This window comes from Achromobacter sp. GD03932, assembly GCF_029839485.1.
Classification (GTDB): domain Bacteria; phylum Pseudomonadota; class Gammaproteobacteria; order Burkholderiales; family Burkholderiaceae_B; genus Achromobacter; species Achromobacter bronchisepticus_A.
Genome location: NZ_JAOCAT010000029.1, coordinates 78,428 through 95,523, shown reverse-complemented (window position 1 = coordinate 95,523; position 17,096 = coordinate 78,428). Strand labels below are relative to the sequence as shown.

The following is a 17,096-nucleotide window of genomic DNA, read 5'->3' as shown; positions in this document are numbered from 1 at the left end:
GTCGCCCGCGGTGCGCAAGCGCGCCTGGGACCTGGGCGTCGAACTGCGCTACGTGCACGGCAGCGGCCCGGCCGGCCGCATCCTGCACGAAGACCTGGACGCCTACCTGCAAGGGCAGGGCGGGGGCACCCAAGCCCGCGGCGGCGTGGCCTACGCCGAGCGCAACGACGAGGAAAACGTGCCGGTCATCGGCCTGCGCCGCAAGATCGCGCAGAAGATGGCGGAATCCAAGCGCCGCATTCCGCACTTCAGCTACGTCGAGGAAATCGACGTGACCGAACTGGAAGAGTTGCGCGCCAGCCTCAACCAGAAGTGGGGCGCGACGCGAGGCAAGCTCACGCTATTGCCGCTGCTGGCGCGCGCCATGGTGGTGGCGCTGCGCGATTTTCCGCAGATCAACGCGCGCTACGACGACGAGGGCGGCGTGGTCACGCGCTACGGCGGGGTCCACATCGGCATCGCCACGCAGAGCGACGGCGGCCTGATGGTGCCGGTCATGCGCCACGCCGAGGCGCGCGACCTCTGGTCCATGGCGGCCGAGATCGTCCGCCTGGCCGAGGCGGTGCGCACGGGCAGCGCCAGCCGCGACGAGCTGTCGGGGTCGACCATCACCATTACCAGCCTGGGGCCTTTGGGCGGCATCGTCACCACGCCGGTGATCAACCATCCCGAGGTCGGCATCGTGGGCGTGAACCGCATCGTCGAGCGGCCCGCTATCCGCAATGGCGCCGTGGTGGCGCGCAAGCTGATGAACCTGTCGTCGTCCTTCGACCACCGCGTGGTGGACGGCATGGACGCGGCGCGCTTCATCCAGGCGGTGCGCGCGCTGCTGGAACAACCCGCGCTGCTTTTCGTGGAGTAAGCATGAGCCAGATCACTAAGACTACGACTTTGCTGGTGATCGGCGGCGGCCCCGGCGGCTACGTCGCCGCCATCCGCGCCGGCCAGCTGGGCGTGCCGACCATCCTGGTCGAAGGCGCCCAGCTGGGCGGCACCTGCCTGAACATCGGCTGCATCCCCTCCAAGGCGCTGATCCACGCGGCCGAGGAATTCGACAAGGCGCGCCACTACGCGGGCAAGTCGGCGCTGGGCATTTCCGTGTCGGCGCCCGCCATCGACCTGGCCCAGACCGTGGCCTGGAAGGACGGCATCGTCGGCAAGCTGACCGGCGGCGTGGCCGCGTTGCTGAAGAAGAACGGCGTGGAAGTGGTGCGCGGCTGGGCCCGGTTGCTGGACGGCAAGACCGTGGAAGTGGAAGGCGGCGAGTCCGGCGCCATCCGCATCCAGTGCGAACATCTGCTGCTGGCGGCGGGCTCCGAACCGACGCCGCTGCCGTCCATGCCTTTCGGCGGCATGGTGGTGTCGTCCACCGAAGCCTTGTCGCCTGCCAGCATCCCCAGGCAATTGGTGGTGGTGGGCGGCGGCTACATCGGCCTGGAACTCGGCACCGTGTACCGCAAGCTGGGCGCCGAAGTGGCCGTGGTGGAAGCGCAGGACCGCATCCTGCCGACCTACGACGCCGAACTTACCAAGCCGGTGGCGGCGGCGCTAGGCAAAATGGGCGTGGACCTGCACCTGGGCCGCAAGGTGCTGGGCCTGAACGGCGCCGGCAATGCGGTGCGCGTGCAGGACGCGGCGGGCGTCGAAACCCTGCTGCCGGCCGACCGCGTGCTGATCGCGGTGGGACGGCGTCCGCGCACGCAGGATTGGGGGCTGGAAAGCCTGCAGCTGGACCGCAAGGGCAACGCGCTGCGCATCGACGACCAGTGCCGCACCTCCATGCGCGACGTCTGGGCCATCGGCGACATCGCTGGCGAACCCATGTTGGCGCACCGCGCCATGGCGCAGGGCGAGATGGTGGCCGAGCTGGTTTCGGGCAAGCGCCGCCATTTCCAGCCTGCCTCCATCCCGGCGGTCTGCTTCACCGACCCCGAGGTCGTGGTGGCGGGCCTGTCGCCCGCGGAGGCGGAAAGCGCGGGGCTGGACTGCCTGACGGCGTCCTTCCCGTTCGCCGCCAACGGCCGCTCGATGACGCTGGAATCCACCGACGGCTTCGTGCGCGTGGTCGCGCGCCGCGACAACCACCTGATCGTGGGCTGGCAGGCAGTGGGACGCGGCGTGTCCGAGCTGTCGACGGCCTTCGGCCAGTCGCTGGAAATGGGCGCCACGCTGGAAGACGTGGCGGGCACCATTCACGCGCATCCGACGCTGGGCGAAGCGGTGCAGGAAGCGGCGCTCAAGGCGCTGGGCCACGCGCTGCACATCTAGGAAGTGCGGGCAAGGCGCCGTTCGCGGCGACCTTGCCCGGTTTGCCTTTCGGCCGGGTCGTTACCGGCTGCCGTCGATGTACGGCCGGGCCTGCAGGATCAGGATGTCGTCACCCTGCACGGCCCATTCGATATCCTGGTCCGCGCCGCCCAGGCGCTGCTTGACCTGGCTGCCCACGGCAGCCAGGCGCGCCACCAGGGCATCGTTCAACACCTGGCGCGCGCCCTCGATCGGCACTTCGCGCACGCCGCCCGCGGCGTCCGCCACCAGTTGGGTGTCTTCGGCGGAGCGGGTCAGCACCTGCACCGCCTTGGACCAGCTGGAGTACATCAGCTGTTCGGCCTGCCGCTTGCCTTCCACCACCTTGATGCCCAGGCCGCGCTTGGCCGAGATGTAGGTGACGTAGCGGCGCGAGGCGTCGAAGGGATCGCGGGTGATCATGACGCCCGAGCTGTCCGATGCCGCCGCCTGTTGCACCAGCACCGCCATCACCACGCCGTCCTGGCCGATGCCGGCCGCGCGCCGGGCCTCGTACGCTTCGTAGTTGTAGACCGAGGCCCACACGGTCTGCACGGCTTGCGCCAGCGCGTCGGCCTGTGTCACGTTGGGCACGGTGGTGTAGAGCCCCGCGCCGCTGAATCCCGGCAGGTCCTCGGAATTGGACGAGCTGCGCACGAATACGCCGCGGCCCTGCAACTGCTTTTGCCAGCGTTCGCGCCAGGCGGCGGCCAAGGCCGGATCCGGTTGGGCCTGGATGATGTCCTGGCGCAGCGCAGCCAGTTCGGCGCGGCGCACGTTGGCGTCGCCGGTGAAGTCCGCCCGCTGCTCCAGCGCGGCCATGCGCTGCGGCACGCCCAGCTGCGCCATGAAGGCCGCGTACTGCGCGAAGGGGATGCAGAAGCCGTCCGGCACGGTGGCCGCAGGCGGCAGCGTGGACTTCAGCGCGCCCAGGTTGGCCGCCTTCACGCCGCAATGGCGGCTGTCGCGCGTGACCATGCCGGAGAGCGGCTTGATCGCCTTGACCGTCAGGTCGGGCTTGGGCAGCGGCTGGGCAGCCCTGGGCGGCGGGGCTTCAGGCTTGGCGATGCGTTGCACCTGATAGCCGCTGCTGGTGACGGTCAGCTCGACCCATTGGCCGTCGTGCTCGCGCAGTGCGGCGACGGCATCGCGCACATAGGCGTTGGGAATGCGCCAGCCCTTTGCCAGCAGATTGACGTGGGACAGCAGAGTGGAGGGGCGCTGCGTGACCAGGCCGGCCACGGGCGGCAGCGCCACCGGAACCTCGTCCAGCACCAGGATGTCGGTCGGCGCCAGGTCCGGCGTGTCGTCCACCGAAGCCACGATGCGCAGCCGGCCTTGCGCCTGGCCGGTGTTCAGCGGCAGGAAGGTCTGTTCGCGCAGCAGCGATTCCTGCGTCACGGGCTTCAGGCCAGAATTCTGCGCGACCTGTTCGTGCAGCGTGGAATTGGCCTTGAAGCGCACGGGTTCGTAGAAGCTGGCCTGCAGTTTTTCCTCGGTCAGCTTCAACAGCTCTGGGGTGAGCCGGTCGCCTTCCCAGAATTCATAGGTGTAGCCGGGCAGGTCGCGCTGCCAACTGAGCGTGCCGAACAGCAGGCGCCGCTGCGGCTCCTTGTACTGTGCGATCAGCGTGGCCTTGTCGTTGGCGGGCAAGAGGCGACGTTCACGCGCGAAGTTCTCGTGCAGCGAGTAGCGCGGTGTGTTGACGTAGTAGATCTTGCCGCCCTGTTTCCGGTCGATCACGAACAGTACGTGGGGGATCTCCAACGGCGTGCCGGGGTTGTAGACCCGGGCAAGCTGCTGGAATTCGGCCTGGGTCTGGATTTTCCCCAGGAAGGCGGGGCCGGTTTTCCTGGCGTCTTCCGCCTGCTGCGCCGCGCGCTCGTCGGCGGTCAACGGCCGCGAGTTTTCATAGGGCGAAGGCTTGCGGGCGGTTTGCGACTGGACGGGCGGGCCAAAGCTGGCCGCCGCCGCGCCCAGCGCGGCCAGGACGATCAGGCGGGTCAGGTGGCGGGACGAAAGGCGGCGGGAGGAAGATGGACTCATGAACGGGCGGGCGGGGCGCAGGGAGCCGCGATGATATCGGAGTGCCGCCGGCGTTTGTTTCTGGATGTGGCCAACTATGCGTTGACGTTGCTGCGAGGCGCAAAATACCCAATTTCAGTGATGTGCCTGGGGCCAGGAATGGCGTCTAATTCCGCCCAGGCTTGATCGCGCCCGCCGGCGCCGCGAGAAACCGGCCATCTCCGTACGAGAGGATGGAGACGGTTTTTCCGCAAGGTCTTTTTTAAGGAGCAGCTATCGCTGCTCTTTTTTTTCGCCTGCTCGGGAAATTCCCTAGCTGCTGAGGGCGTGCCGCCCGTTGACAGCGGCCTGCAGTGACTCGATACTCGAATCCAGTACGTATACGTACAAAATAATGGGCCTCGCAGCATCGGTCGACATCGGGTTCCCACTGCTCTCGCAAAGGAGTAAGCAATGAAGGACGGCGAAATTCTTTCCGGATTCCTGGCTCCCCATCCGCCGCACCTGGTGTACGGCGAGAACCCGCCGCAGAACGAGCCGCGCTCGCGCGGCGGCTGGGAAACCTTGCGCTGGGCCTACGATCATGTGCGCGAGAGCATCGAACGCCTGCGGCCCGACGTGCTGCTGGTGCATTCGCCGCACTGGATCACGCAGGTGGGCCACCATTTCCTGGGCGTGCCGCGCCTGGCGGGCCGCTCGGTGGACCCGATCTTTCCCGACCTGTTCCGCTACGACTTCGGCATGGACGTGGACGTAGAACTGGCCGAAGCCTGCTGCGAGGAAGGCCGCAAGCTGGGCCTGGTCACCAAGATGATGCGCAACCCGAAGTTCAGGGTGGACTACGGCACCATCACCACGCTGCACATGGTGCGGCCGCAATGGGACATTCCGGTGGTGGGGCTGTCGGCGAACAACACGCCGTACTACCTCAACACCAAAGAGGGGCTCAAGGAAATGGACCTGCTGGGCCGAGCCACGCGCGAAGCCATACGCAAGAGCGGGCGGCGCGCGGTGCTGCTGGCCAGCAATACGCTGTCGCACTGGCATTTTCATGAACAGCCCGAGGTGCCCGAGGACATGTCCAAGGAGCATCCGGCGCGCTACGACGGCTATCTGTGGGACATCCGCATGATCGAGCTGATGCGCAAGGGCAGGATGGGCGAGGTGTTCGAGCTGCTGCCGCAGTTCATCGACGAAGCCTTCGCTGAAGTGAAATCCGGCGCCTTCACCTGGATGCACGCGGCCATGGGCTATCCGCAGCTGGCGGGCAAGTTCCACGGCTACGGCACCGTGATCGGCACCGGTAACGCGGTGATGGAATGGAATCTTCAGGAGGCCGGGCTGTCTCGCCTCGAAGCATCCGCCGGTGCGACCGCCTAGCCCTCGAAGGACACATGCCATGACCCTCGTTTCCGCATTTCTCGTTCCCGGCAGCCCGCTGCCGCAATTGCGCAGCGACGTGGCGCCCTGGGGGCGGCTGAACCAGGCGCTGCGCGCGGCCGGCAAGTCGCTGGCGGCTTCCCGGCCCGACGTGGTGCTGGTGTATTCGACCCAGTGGATGGCAGTGCTGGACCAGCTATGGATCACCCGCGCGCGCAGCACTGGCGTGCACGTGGATGAGAACTGGCACGAGTATGGCGAGCTGCCCTTCGACATCGCCAGCGATACGGTTCTGGCCGAAGCCTGTGTGCAGGGCTGCCGCGATGCCGGCATCCATGCGCGCGGCGTGGACTACGACCACTTTCCCATCGACACGGGCACCATCACGGTCAGCACGCTGATGGGCTTCGGCACCGATCAGCTACCGGTGACGCTGGCGGCCAACAACCTCTACCACGACCATGCGCAGACGGAGCAGCTCAGCCGCATCGCCGTGCAGGCGGCCGCGCTCCAGAACAAGCGGGCAGCGGTCATCGGCATAGGCGGACTGTCCAACACCATGTTCCGCGAGCCGGTGGCGCCGGACTCGGATTGTGTGATCTCGCCGGCCGACGACGAGTGGAACCGCCGCATGCTGGCGTTGCTGGAAAGCGGCGATGCCGGACAACTGCGTGAACTCATGCCCGAGTACGCCGGGCAGGCCAAGGCGGAGATGGGCTTCAAGCACATGTCCTGGCTGCTGGGCGCGTTGGGCGGGCAGTTCCGCGGCGCCAAGGTGCTGGAATATGCGCCGCTGTATGGCAGCGGCGGGGCGGTGGTGGAATTCAAGGTGGGTTGAGGGCGCGCCGGGGCGCGGTGGGATCCAGGCTGCCCCTACCAGGACGGCATCGACCTTCGTCGTCAGGCAGTCCCCGTCAACGCCACCGGTATTTCCCTGGCCCCCGCCGTCCGGCGCCACTGCGCCGGCCCCGACACATGCAGGTTGCCGCCTTCGGCGTCCACCGCCACGGTCACGGGCATGTCCTGGACTTCGAACTCATGGATCGCTTCCATGCCCAGGTCCTCGAAGGCGACCACGCGTGCGCTGCGGATGGCGCGGGACACGAGATAGGCGGCGCCGCCCACGGCGATCAGGTAGGCCGCCCGGTGGCGCCGGATCGCCTCGACCGCCTGCGGACCGCGCTCCGCCTTGCCTATCATCGCCAGCAGTCCCGTGCGCTCCAGCATCATGCCGGTGTAGCCGTCCATGCGCGTCGACGTGGTGGGGCCGGCGGGTCCGACGGCTTCGTCGCGCACGGCGTCCACCGGCCCTACGTAGTAGATGGCGCGGCCGCGGAAGTCGGCCGGCAATGGTTCGCCGCGCGCCAGCATTTCACGGATGCGCTGGTGCGCGGCATCGCGTCCGGTCAGCATGCGGCCGTTGAGCAACAGGGTTTCGCCCGCGCGCCAGGATGCGACTTCCTCGCGGGTAAGCGTGTCCAGGTTCACGCGCCGGCCGGCGCTGGATCCGCGCGCGGCTCCCAGGTCGGGCCACAGGTCCAGCGACGGCGGGGCCAGGTGCGCGGGGCCGGAACCGTCCAGCACGAAGCGGGCATGGCGCGTGGCCGCGCAATTGGGGATCAGCGCGACGGGCTTGGCGGCGGCGTGCGTGGGGTAGGTCTTGATCTTCACGTCCAGCACGGTCGTGAGGCCGCCCAGGCCCTGCGCGCCCACGCCCAGCGCGTTGATGCGTTCGTGCAGTTCCAGCCGCAGCGCGTCCTCGGGCGCCAGCGCGTCGCCGCGCCGCGCCCGCGCCTGCAATTCATGCATGTCCAGCGGCTGCATCAGGCTTTCCTTGGCCAGCAGCACCGCCTTTTCGGCCGTGCCGCCCACGCCTATGCCCAGCATGCCGGGCGGACACCAGCCGGCGCCCATGGCGGGTATCTGCGCCAGCACCCAGTCGACGATGCTGTCGGCCGGGTTCAGCATGGCCAGCCGCGCCTTGTTTTCCGAGCCGCCGCCCTTGGCCGCGACCGTGACGGCCACGCTGGCGCCCGGCACGATGCGCGTGCTGATGACGGCGGGCGTGTTGTCGCGGGTGTTGCCGCGGCCGAACAGCGGGTCGGCCACCACCGAGGCCCGCAACGGATTGTCCGGGTCCAGGTAGGCGCGCCGCACGCCGGCGTTGACGGAGTCTTCCAGGCTGGCGGTAAAGCCCTCCCAGCGCACGTCCATGCCGACTTCCAGGAAGACGTTGACGATGCCGGTGTCCTGGCAGATCGGCCGGCGGCCGATGGCGGCCATGCGCGAGCTGGCCAGGATCTGCGCCATGGCGTCGCGCGCCGGCGCGCTGGCCTCGCATTCGTAGGCGCGGGCCAGGTGCGCGATGTAATCGGCCGGATGGTAGTGGCTGATGTACTGCAGCGCGCTGGCGATGGATTCGATCAGGTCGTCCTGGTGGATGAAGGTGCTCATGGCATGCGTGGGTAGGTGGCTTCAGCAGAGGATCAAGTTCAGTCGGCGTGCAGCGTGACGCCGGGCCGGTCCTTGACCAGGCTCACGGCCACGAAGGACACCAAGGCCATGGCGATGACGTAGACACCCACATGCCAGGACTGTCCGGTGGCGGTGATGATGGACTGCGCGATCATCGCGGCGAAGGCGCCGCCCAGGATGGAGCCCAGCGCGTAGCCCGCCGACACGCCCGAGTAGCGCACGTCGGCCGGGAACATCTCGGCGTACAGCGCGGCCTGCGGGCCATAGGTCAGGCCCAGCGGCACCGACAGCACGGCCAGGGCGAAGGCGAATTGCATGACGTCGCCGGAGTCGACGAAGGACCACATCGGCACCGCCCACAGCGCCAGCAGCACGTAGCCGAGCTGGAAGGTGCGCACGCGGCCGATGCGGTCGCCGAGCCAGCCGCCCAGCAGCGTGGTGCCCAGCCAGCAGGCCGCGGCCAGCGTGCAGATCATCAGCACCTGCTGCGGCGGCATGCGCAGCGCCCGGCTGCCGTAGCTGATGAAGAAGCCGACCAGCAGGTAGCCGGCCGTGCTGTTGCCCACGAAGATCAGCGTGGTCAGCAGGATCTGGCGCGGATGCTTGCGCAACAGCGTGCCCAGCGGCGCAGAGGAATGGCTGCGGCGCGACTGCATCTCCAGGAACACGGGGGATTCCTCGACCGCGCGGCGGATGAAGACGCCGACGACGATGAGCGCGATGGACAGCAGGAAGGACACCCGCCAGCCCCAGGCCATGAAGTTGTCGGGGCCGACCAACGAGGTAATGCACCACAGCACGCCGGTGGCGACGATCATGCCCAGCGGCACGCCGATCTGGGGGAAGGCGCCGAACAGCGAACGCCGGTCGCGCGGCGCGTGCTCGACCGCCATGAGGGCCGCGCCGCCCCATTCGCCGCCGGCGGAGAAGCCTTGCAGCACGCGCAGCGTCACCAGCATCACCGGCGCCCAGATGCCGATCTGCGCATAGGTGGGCAGCACGCCGATCAGCGCGGTGGACACGCCCATCAGGATCAGCGTGGCCGCCAGCACCCGCTTGCGGCCGTAGCGGTCGCCCAGATGGCCGCAGACGATGGCGCCCAGCGGCCGGAACAGGAAGGCCACGCCCACGGTCGCGAACGACAGGATCAGCGACAGTTCCGGGTTCTCCTTGGCGAAAGGCGCGAAGAACAGCGAGCCCAGCACCAGGCCGGCCGCCTGGACGTAGATGAAATAGTCGTACCACTCGATGGCCGAGCCGACCAGCGTGGCGGCCAGCACCTTGCGGTCGTCGGCGCTGACCAGCGGGCCGGACGCGGACCGGCCGGGGGCTGCGACGGCGGCGCCGTCGGCGGGGATTTCTGTCTGCATGATTGTCTCCGTGGGGGGGAATGCGGCGGTTCAGCTTCTTATTCGGGGGTGTTGCCTAGGCCGCCGCGCTCTGCGGCGCGTCGGGTTGGTTTTCCGGACGGGCCGCTACGAACGCGGGCAGGGCGGCGCAGGCCTGGACGATGGCGCGGACCCGCTCGAAGGGCGTCAGGTCCGCGCCGTAGCGCAAGGCGTTGTAGACCTGCGGGATCAGGTAGCACTCGACCAGGGTGGGCGCGGCGCCCAGCGCGTAGCGGCCGTCCTGCGCCGCGGGCAGCGCCGCCTCGAAGGCCTGGAAGCCTTCGGCGCACCAGTGGCGGTACCAGTCCTGGATCTGTTCGTCATCCGCGCCGAACTGGGCGCGCAGGCGCTTGAGCGCGCGCAGGTTGTTGAGCGGATGCATTTCGCAGGCGATCAGCTGCGCCAGCGCGCGGGCCTGCGCACGCAGCGTCGGATCGGCCGGCAGCAGCGGCGCGCCGGGATGGCGCTCGTCCAGGTACTCGATGATGGCCAGCGACTGCTGCAGGCGCAGGCCGTCGATTTCCAGCATGGGTACCAGGCCGAAGGGCGCCAGCGATCGGTAGGCGGGCTGCTGGTGTTCGCCCTTGACCATGTGCCAGGTGACCTGCCGGTAAGGCAGGTCCTTCAAGGCCAGGGCGATGCGGACCCGGTAGGCCGCGGAACTGCGCCAGTAGCTGTGCAGGGTGAGGGCAGGCGTATCGGCCACGGCGGTCTCCGGTCAGGCGGCGGCAGTTTCGGGCGTACCGGCCGATACAGCGCCAGGCATTGGGCGCGTGCCGGGAATGCGCACCTGCTGGTCGATGTCGCCGAACAGGCTTGCGCCCGCGTCGTCGCGCATGCCGATGCGCACCCGGTCGCCGTGCTTGAGGAAGGGCGTGCGCATTTCGCCGTCGCGCAGCTTTTCCCGCACGCGCGCCTCGACCAGGCAGCACACGCCGGCGGCGTCGCTGGCATTCGAAATGGTGCCGCTGCCCACCAGGGTGCCGGCGCCCAGGCGGCGCGTGCGGGCCGCGTGCGCGATCAGTTCGCCGAAATGGAATTGCATTTCCTCGCCCGCCTGGGGCTGGCCGATCTGCCGGCCGTTTAGCCACACCTGCATGGCGCGGTGCAGCTTGCCGCCGCGCCAGTAGGGCGCGAGCTCGTCGGGTGTGACCAGCACGGGCGACAGCGCCGAGGCCGGCTTGCCCTGCAGGAAGCCGAAGCCCTTGGACAGCTCGGGCAGCACCACGTTGCGCAGGGTCACGTCGTTGACCAGGCCCAGCAGCACGACGTGTTCGAGCGCCGCGTCCGGGTCCACGCCCAGCGGCACGTCGTCGGTCACGACCACGATCTCCGCCTCCAGGTCCACGCCCAGTTCCTCGCTGGCGGCGGTGATGTCTTCGCAAGGGCCCATGAAGTCATCCGAGGCGCCCTGGTACATCAGCGGATCGGTCAGGAACGAAGGCGGCATCTCGCCGCCGCGGGCGCGGCGCGTCAATTCCACGTGGTTCAGGTAGGCCGACGCGTCCAGCCATTGGTAGGCGCGCGGCAGGGGCGCGGCGCAGCGGGCGGGGTCGAAGGGCTGGCTGGCGCCTTCGCGGGCGTTCAGCGCTTCGTATTCGGCCTGCAGCAGCGGCGCGGCGCGGGCCCAGTCGTCCAGCGCCTGCTGCAAGGTGGCGGCGATGTGCGGCACGGTGCGCATGCGGGTCAGGTTGCGGTCGACGACGGCCAGGGCGCCGTCGCGGGCGCCGTTGGTCAGGGTGGCGAGTTTCATCTTCAGGTGCTCCGTATCGGAAAGGCAGGCCCGCGGCGGGGCCTCGTCGTGCGGGGATCAGGCGGTGAGTTCCGCCCACATGTCGCGGTCGCGCTGGGCGGTCCAGACGCGCGGATCGGCGATGCCGCTGGCCTCGTCATAAGCGCGCGAAACGTCGAAGGGAATGGCGTGTTCGTAGATGACGACGTGGCCGAACTCGGGGTCCATGACGCGGCGCGTGTCTTCATAGACCTGCTTCAGGCTCTTGCCTTGCTCCACGCCCTGGCGGGCGCAGCCGTACAGCGTTTCGACCCAGCTGCGCGTGTAGCCGATGGCCTCGCGGCAGGCGGCGGGCGTGGTCAGGGCGGGACCGCGGCCCGGCACCATCTGGCGCGGTTGCAGCGCTTGCAACGCGTCCAGCGTGGCGGGCCAGTCCGACAGGTAGGCATCGCCCGTGTACACGCCCGCGTTGAATTCCACCAGGTCGCCGGAGAAACAGATGCCCTGCGACGGAATCCAGACGATGGAGTCGCCCCGGGTGTGGCCGGCGCCCAGGTGCAGCATGCGCACTTCGAGGCTGCCCAGGAACACGGTCAGCTCGCGCTCGAACACCACGGTGGGCCAGGTCAGCCCGGGGATGGTCTCGGCGGACTGGAACAGCCGCGGGAAGCGGCCGATCTCCGAGTCCATGTCGGCCTGGCCGCGTTCGACGATGAGCTCATGCGTGCCGCGGCTGGCGTACACGTTGGCCGCGCCCTCGGCCACGAAGGCGGACGCGCCCAGCACGCGCACGGCGTGGTAGTGCGTCAGCGCCACGTGGCGGATGGGCTTGTCGGTGACGCCGCGGATGGCTTGGATCAGCGCCTGCGCCATGGCCGGGGTGGCGGTCGCGTCGACCACCATCACGCTGTCGTCGCCGATGATCACGCCCGAGTTGGGGTCGCCGTCGGCCACGTAGGCGTAGGCGTTGTCGGACAGGCGCTCGAAGGAGATCTTCTTTTCCGCCAGGTCGGCCTGGGAGGCGAAGGGTTTGCTCATGGTGTTCCTTTGATGAATGGAAAGTGGGCGTTTCAGCTGGCGTGGGCCTGGCCGCGCTGCTGGCTGCTGGTGCCGCTGGCGCCGGGCATCAGCCCGGCGGCCTTGTCGCGGGTCCAGGCAGCCAGGTCGTCATGGGCGCTGCGGCGTTTGCGAGCCACGTAGTCGTCCACGGGCAGGCGCAGGGTCAGTTCGAGCCGGATGCCGTTGGGGTCGAAGAAATAGATCGAGCGGATGAAGTGGTGGTCGGTCGGCCCCACCACCTCGACGCCGTGGGACAGCAGCCGCTGGCGCATCCGTTCCAGCTCGGCTTCGCCGCCGATTTCCATGGCGAAGTGGTTGACCCAGCGCGGCGTGGCGGGATCGGGCTGGCTCAGTCCGTTGTCGCCCAGGTCGAAGAAGGCGATGTGGGAGCCGTCGGCGAATTCGAAGAACAGGTGCACGAAGGGACAGTGTTCGCCGGTGGAGGGCACGCGTTCTTCCTTGACCACGTGCACCAGCGGCAGGCCGAGGATGTCTTCGTAGAAATGCCGGGTTTCCTCCGCGTCGCGGCAGCGCCAGGCGAAGTGATGCAGGCCCTGGATGGCGGGGCAGGCGGGGGGGTGTTGCAGCGTCATGGCGCCGTCTCCGTGGTTCATGGAATGTTCAAGGCGGGCGAGCCGGGCTGGATCGCCAGCATCTCGTCGACCGCCGCCTGCACCCGGGCCGCGTCGTCCACGGCTTCGATGAGCAGCAGCGACAGCCGGGCCAGGCTGTCGCGCTGGGCCGCGGGGTCGGGCACGTTGGTCAGCGCGATAAGGCGCTCGAGCAGGTCGTCAAGCTGTTGCTGGGATAGCGGCATGGCTGGCGCCTCCGGTTGAGCGGTAGAGGCCGCGGGCCTCGGGCAGGGGTTCGGGACAGGCGCCGGGGGCATCCAGCGCCGCGTTGATCCAGGCCTGCACGGCCTCGGGATCGCGCGTCTCGGGCGTGGCCGCGGCCATGACATGCTGGTCGGGGCGCAGCAGCCAGGCCTGGCCGTCCAGCGTCTGGCCGAGCTGGTGCGCCAGGGCGGCGCGTCCGCGCTCATCGCAAAGCGGACCGACGGCGATCCAGCGCAGCAGGCCGTCGTCGTCCTCCGCGCCGGCGGGCAGGGCATCGCCGAACACCAGCACGGTGAACCAGGGGCCGAGCAGCCCATGCAGGGTCAGGCCGTCGCTTTGCCGCAGCACCACGTTGGGCAGCGCGCGCCCGGCCAGGGCGTGCGCGCCCCGCGCCAACGCCGACGCCGGATAGACGGCCGGCATGCACAGGCGGCCGGTGTTGATCATGCGGGCGGCGGTGGCGTGGCGCGGCGCCAGGTCGATGATGGCGTCGCGCCACAGCGCGGCCGAGCGGGCCGCGCCCGGGTAGACGAAGCGCGAGGAACGGCGCGCCTGGCGGATGTTCTCCATCGCCGCGTGCTTGCGCTCCACGCTGTAGGTGTCCAGCAGTGAGTCGCCCGCGCGGCATTGCAGCAGCAGGGCCAGCTTCCAGCCCAGGTTGTCGGCGTCCTGGATGCCGCCGTTGCCGCCGCGCGCACCGAACGGCGCGACCAGGTGGGCCGAGTCGCCCGCGAACAGCACGCGGCCGTGGCGCAGACTGTCCAGGCATTCATGGCGGTAGGCCCAGACGCCGTGCCAGGCGATGTCGAATTCCACGCGTTCGCCCAGCAGGTCCCAGACGCGCTGGCGCATGGCCGCGTCGGTGGCCGCCTCGGCCGGGTCTTCGTCCGCGCGCAGCTGGAAATCCAGCCGCCAGGTATCGTCGGCCATCTTGTGGCGCCAGACCGCGCGGCCATGGTTGCTGCGCGCGTCCAGCCAGGTCCAGCGTTCCTCCGGCCAGGTGGTGTCGCGCAGCACGATGTCGATGATGATCCAGCGGTCCTCGGTCTGGTCGTACACCCGCGGGCTGAGGCCCAGCATGCCGCGCACCGCGCTCTTGGCGCCGTCGCAGGCGACGACCCATTGCGCGCGGCACGGGTAGGGGCCATCGGGCGTCTCCACCTGCAGCGTCGCCGGGCCGTCCGCTTGCGGTTCGATGCCGGCGACGCGGTTCAGCCAGCGCAGCTCGGCCAGCGGCTCGCGCATCAGCGCGTCCACCAGGAAGGCTTCCAGGTAGTACTGCTGCAGGTTGACGAAGCCGTTGTGGCGCATGTCGGGCTGGTCCTGCAGCGTGAAGGACGCCACCGCCATGTCGCGGCACAGCACGCGGCCCACGTTCCAGCGCACGCCCTTGCCGACCACGTCGCCGGCCATGCCGAGCCGGTCGAAGATGTCCAGCGTGCGCTGCGCCCAGACCATGCCGCGCGAGGCCAGGCCGCGCACGCCGACGGTGTTGTCGTCGTCCAGCACGACTACGGGGATGCCCCGCCGCACCAGGTCCAGCGCCAGCGTCAGCCCGGTCAATCCGGCCCCCACGACCGCCACCGGATGCGGATCGCGGCGCGGGCGGTCCATTTCCTCGGGCCTGACGTATGGATAGATGGGAAGCTCTTTCATCGTTTTCCCTAGTTCGATGTGGTTTGTTGCAGGCCCCACTCTAGGAGCGCAGCGCGGGCCCGTCATGTCCTCACGGAAGAGGACATCGCGGCGGCGGGGGATGACCTTAGAATCGGGAAAACACGCGCAAGCGGGGGAAAACGACACCATGGAAGAGACAAACAACCCTATGCCCGCGGGCGGGGGGCCGGACCGTTGGGCCGAGTCCGCCGTCATGGACCTGGGCGGTCCGATGTTCCATGCCGCGCTGCTGCTGGCACTGCGCGAAACCGTGGCCGCCGACCACGTGTCGCACGTGTTCTACGGCCAGGAAGGCTCGGTGCAGTATTCGTCGGCCGCCAGCCTGCTGAACCAGTCCCTGATCGAATGGACCACCAACGTATTCGTGGACAACGAGTTCTACCGGCGCGACCCCAATTACGGCCTGCTGCGCGACATGGCCTGCCGGCCCGGCCATCATCCCGACCTGGTCGTCCAGACCGCGTCGCCCGAACGCATCGCGGATGACGAGTACCGCCGCCTGCTGTTCGAACGTCCGGGCTTCGCCAGCAAGATTTCGCTCATCGGCTGCCGCGACGAGGGCATCAGCTACCTGAACCTGTATTTCTCGCACGCCCATTCGCCGAACGTGGCCGAGCTGATGCGCGGGCGCGCGCCATTGCTGATCGCGCTGGCGCGGCGCCATCACCAGTTGTGCCGCGTGCAAGCGGACGCGCCGCGCGCGCCGTCCTGGTGCAGCGGACTGTCGCTGCGCGAGATCCAGGTGGCGGACCTGCTGCGCCAGGGCCATACCGCGAAGGAAGTGGGGCGCGAGCTGGGCCTGTCGCCCACCACCGTGGTCACCTACAAGAACCGCATCTTCAAGAAGAACAACGTGGCCAGCCTGAAGGAGTTCCTGATCAAGGCGCCGGCCGCATGCGCCGTGCCGGCCTGTATGCCGGAGGCGGGCAGGCGCTGAGCAACACGCCTGCGTTCGGGGTTGCAGCTGCTGCTGCCGGGTTTCCAGCCTCCGGGCGCCCGGTGGCCGCTCGTGCGATTCGGGATCAGACCTTGACGGATGGCCGCGGACGGGCGACGGCAGGAACCGCCAGGGCCGCCAGCAGCGCCACGGCCCCGGCGATATAGCCCACGCTGCCCAGCCCCCATTGCGCGATCGCCCATCCGCCCAGCATGGCGCCGGCGCCAATGCCGGCATTGGCTGCCGACACGTTCAGCGTCCCCGCCATGGCCTGGGCTTGCGGCGCGACCTGCATCACGCGCACCTGGCACACCGGATACAGGGCCGTGTTGGCGATGCTCCAGGCAGCCAGCGCCGGCAGCAGCCCGGCTGGCGTCGACGCCAGCGGCACGGCGGCCATCATGCCCAGGCCCAGCAGCAGGGTGAACGCCAGGGTCGCGGCCAGCGGATTGCGGTCGGCCGCCAGTCCGCCCAGCCAGTTGCCCGCCAGGCCCGCCGCGCCAAACCCCATCAGCCACCAACCCACCTGCGCCGGCGGCACGCCGGCGATACGTTCCAGCACATCGGCGAGATAGGTGTAGGCAGTGAACATCGCGGTGAACACCGCGACGGACAGGGCGATGTGGGCCAGCATGCGAGGGTCGCGCAGTATCCGCGCCTGCTCGCGCAGGCCCGCGCGCGGCGGGCGCGGCAAGGTCGGCATGCAGGCCCACATCAAGGCGGCCAGCGCCAGGGACAGCGCTGCCAGTCCCCAGAAACTGCCGCGCCAGCCTATGGACGCGGCCGCCAGGGTGCCTAGCGGAATGCCGAACAGCAGCGCGGCGGAAATGCCCAGGTAGACGCGCGCCACCGCCTGTCCGGCACGGCGGGGGCCGGCCAGTTGCGCCGCGGCTTCGCTGGCCGTGCCCCAGAACACCGGCAGGGCCAGCGCGGGTATGAAGCGCGCCACTGCCAGCACCCAGATGTTGGGCGCGGCAGCGGCCAGCGCATTGGCGGCGGCGAAGACCAGCAGGATCGCGACGAACAGGCGCTTGCGCTCCACGTGCGATAGCGCCGCCGTCAGCAAGGGCCCCGACAGCATCACGGTGAATGCGAACAGGGTTACAAGCTGGCCCGCAGCGGATACGGAGATGGACAGGTCGCGGGCCAGTTCGGGCAGCAGTCCCACGATCAGGAACTCCGTGGAAACGATGACGAAGGCCGCGACGGCGAGGATGGCGATGGAAAGCGTGGCGGAGCGGGCGGGGGCAGATGGCGATGCCAGGGAGGTTTCGAGCATGGATGGGTTCAAGAGCAAGACG

General features: G+C 69.1%; 15 protein-coding genes. 5 read left to right on the top strand and 10 right to left on the bottom strand.

Going from position 1 to position 17,096, the window contains the following annotated elements:
* Both N5C88_RS24280 and lpdA read left to right on the top strand, forming a co-directional pair.
* The coding region (locus tag N5C88_RS24280; protein WP_280016403.1) for a dihydrolipoamide acetyltransferase family protein at window positions 1–862 on the top strand (862 nt) is incomplete at its 5' end.
* A 2-nt stretch (window positions 863–864) separates the two neighbouring features.
* Window positions 865–2,268 carry a dihydrolipoyl dehydrogenase gene (lpdA, locus tag N5C88_RS24275; RefSeq protein WP_118934635.1) on the top strand — a complete coding sequence of 468 codons (1,404 nt, stop codon included), beginning with the start codon at window positions 865–867 and terminating at the stop codon, window positions 2,266–2,268.
* A gap of 60 nt (window positions 2,269–2,328) precedes the next feature.
* Here lpdA and N5C88_RS24270 read toward each other — a convergent pair whose 3' ends face one another.
* Window positions 2,329–4,332 carry a PEP/pyruvate-binding domain-containing protein gene (locus tag N5C88_RS24270; protein WP_280016402.1) on the bottom strand — a complete coding sequence of 668 codons (2,004 nt, stop codon included), beginning with the start codon at window positions 4,330–4,332 and terminating at the stop codon, window positions 2,329–2,331.
* A gap of 432 nt (window positions 4,333–4,764) precedes the next feature.
* On the opposite strand from N5C88_RS24270, the gene cnbCb reads away from it, so the two are divergent.
* Window positions 4,765–5,691, top strand: a complete 927-nt coding sequence (gene cnbCb, locus N5C88_RS24265) for a 2-aminophenol 1,6-dioxygenase subunit beta (protein WP_059374299.1) — start codon at window positions 4,765–4,767, stop codon at window positions 5,689–5,691.
* A 19-nt stretch (window positions 5,692–5,710) separates the two neighbouring features.
* On the top strand, window positions 5,711–6,529 hold the full coding sequence (locus N5C88_RS24260) for a tRNA U-34 5-methylaminomethyl-2-thiouridine biosynthesis protein (protein ID WP_280016401.1): 819 nt from the start codon (window positions 5,711–5,713) through the stop codon (window positions 6,527–6,529).
* Window positions 6,530–6,591: 62 nt separating this feature from the next.
* Here N5C88_RS24260 and N5C88_RS24255 read toward each other — a convergent pair whose 3' ends face one another.
* From N5C88_RS24255 to N5C88_RS24220, 8 genes are read right to left on the bottom strand one after another with little or no spacing between them, the layout of a single operon-like run.
* The gene (locus tag N5C88_RS24255; protein ID WP_280016400.1) at window positions 6,592–8,145 is read right to left on the bottom strand and encodes a fumarate hydratase; all 1,554 of its coding nucleotides are present in this window, start codon (window positions 8,143–8,145) and stop codon (window positions 6,592–6,594) included.
* Window positions 8,146–8,183: 38 nt separating this feature from the next.
* Window positions 8,184–9,536 carry an MFS transporter gene (locus N5C88_RS24250; RefSeq protein ID WP_187524041.1) on the bottom strand — a complete coding sequence of 451 codons (1,353 nt, stop codon included), beginning with the start codon at window positions 9,534–9,536 and terminating at the stop codon, window positions 8,184–8,186.
* A 55-nt stretch (window positions 9,537–9,591) separates the two neighbouring features.
* Window positions 9,592–10,260, bottom strand: coding sequence for a maleylacetoacetate isomerase (gene maiA, locus N5C88_RS24245; RefSeq protein ID WP_280016399.1), 669 nt, complete (start codon window positions 10,258–10,260; stop codon window positions 9,592–9,594).
* Between the two features lie 12 nt (window positions 10,261–10,272).
* On the bottom strand, window positions 10,273–11,307 hold the full coding sequence (locus N5C88_RS24240; RefSeq protein ID WP_059374303.1) for a fumarylacetoacetate hydrolase family protein: 1,035 nt from the start codon (window positions 11,305–11,307) through the stop codon (window positions 10,273–10,275).
* Window positions 11,308–11,364: 57 nt separating this feature from the next.
* Entirely contained in the window at window positions 11,365–12,324 is a 960-nt protein-coding gene (locus N5C88_RS24235; RefSeq protein ID WP_059374304.1) for an MBL fold metallo-hydrolase, read from the bottom strand.
* 32 nt (window positions 12,325–12,356) lie between these two features.
* A complete protein-coding gene (locus tag N5C88_RS24230; RefSeq protein ID WP_280016398.1) occupies window positions 12,357–12,959 on the bottom strand; it encodes a VOC family protein in 603 nt (200 codons plus the stop codon).
* A complete protein-coding gene (locus tag N5C88_RS24225) occupies window positions 12,956–13,162 on the bottom strand; it encodes a DUF2783 domain-containing protein (protein WP_280016397.1) in 207 nt (68 codons plus the stop codon). The genes N5C88_RS24230 and N5C88_RS24225 overlap by 4 nt, the downstream gene beginning before the upstream one ends.
* A complete protein-coding gene (locus N5C88_RS24220; RefSeq protein ID WP_280016396.1) occupies window positions 13,137–14,837 on the bottom strand; it encodes an FAD-dependent oxidoreductase in 1,701 nt (566 codons plus the stop codon). The genes N5C88_RS24225 and N5C88_RS24220 overlap by 26 nt, the downstream gene beginning before the upstream one ends.
* A 148-nt stretch (window positions 14,838–14,985) precedes the next feature.
* Between N5C88_RS24220 and N5C88_RS24215 the strand changes: the two genes are divergently transcribed.
* Window positions 14,986–15,795: a helix-turn-helix transcriptional regulator gene (locus tag N5C88_RS24215; protein ID WP_118934660.1), complete on the top strand. Its 810-nt coding sequence runs from the start codon at window positions 14,986–14,988 to the stop codon at window positions 15,793–15,795.
* 85 nt (window positions 15,796–15,880) lie between these two features.
* Here the strand turns inward: N5C88_RS24215 and N5C88_RS24210 are convergent, their stop codons facing one another.
* The gene (locus N5C88_RS24210; protein ID WP_280016395.1) at window positions 15,881–17,074 is read right to left on the bottom strand and encodes an MFS transporter; all 1,194 of its coding nucleotides are present in this window, start codon (window positions 17,072–17,074) and stop codon (window positions 15,881–15,883) included.
* Window positions 17,075–17,096: the final 22 nt, after the last annotated feature.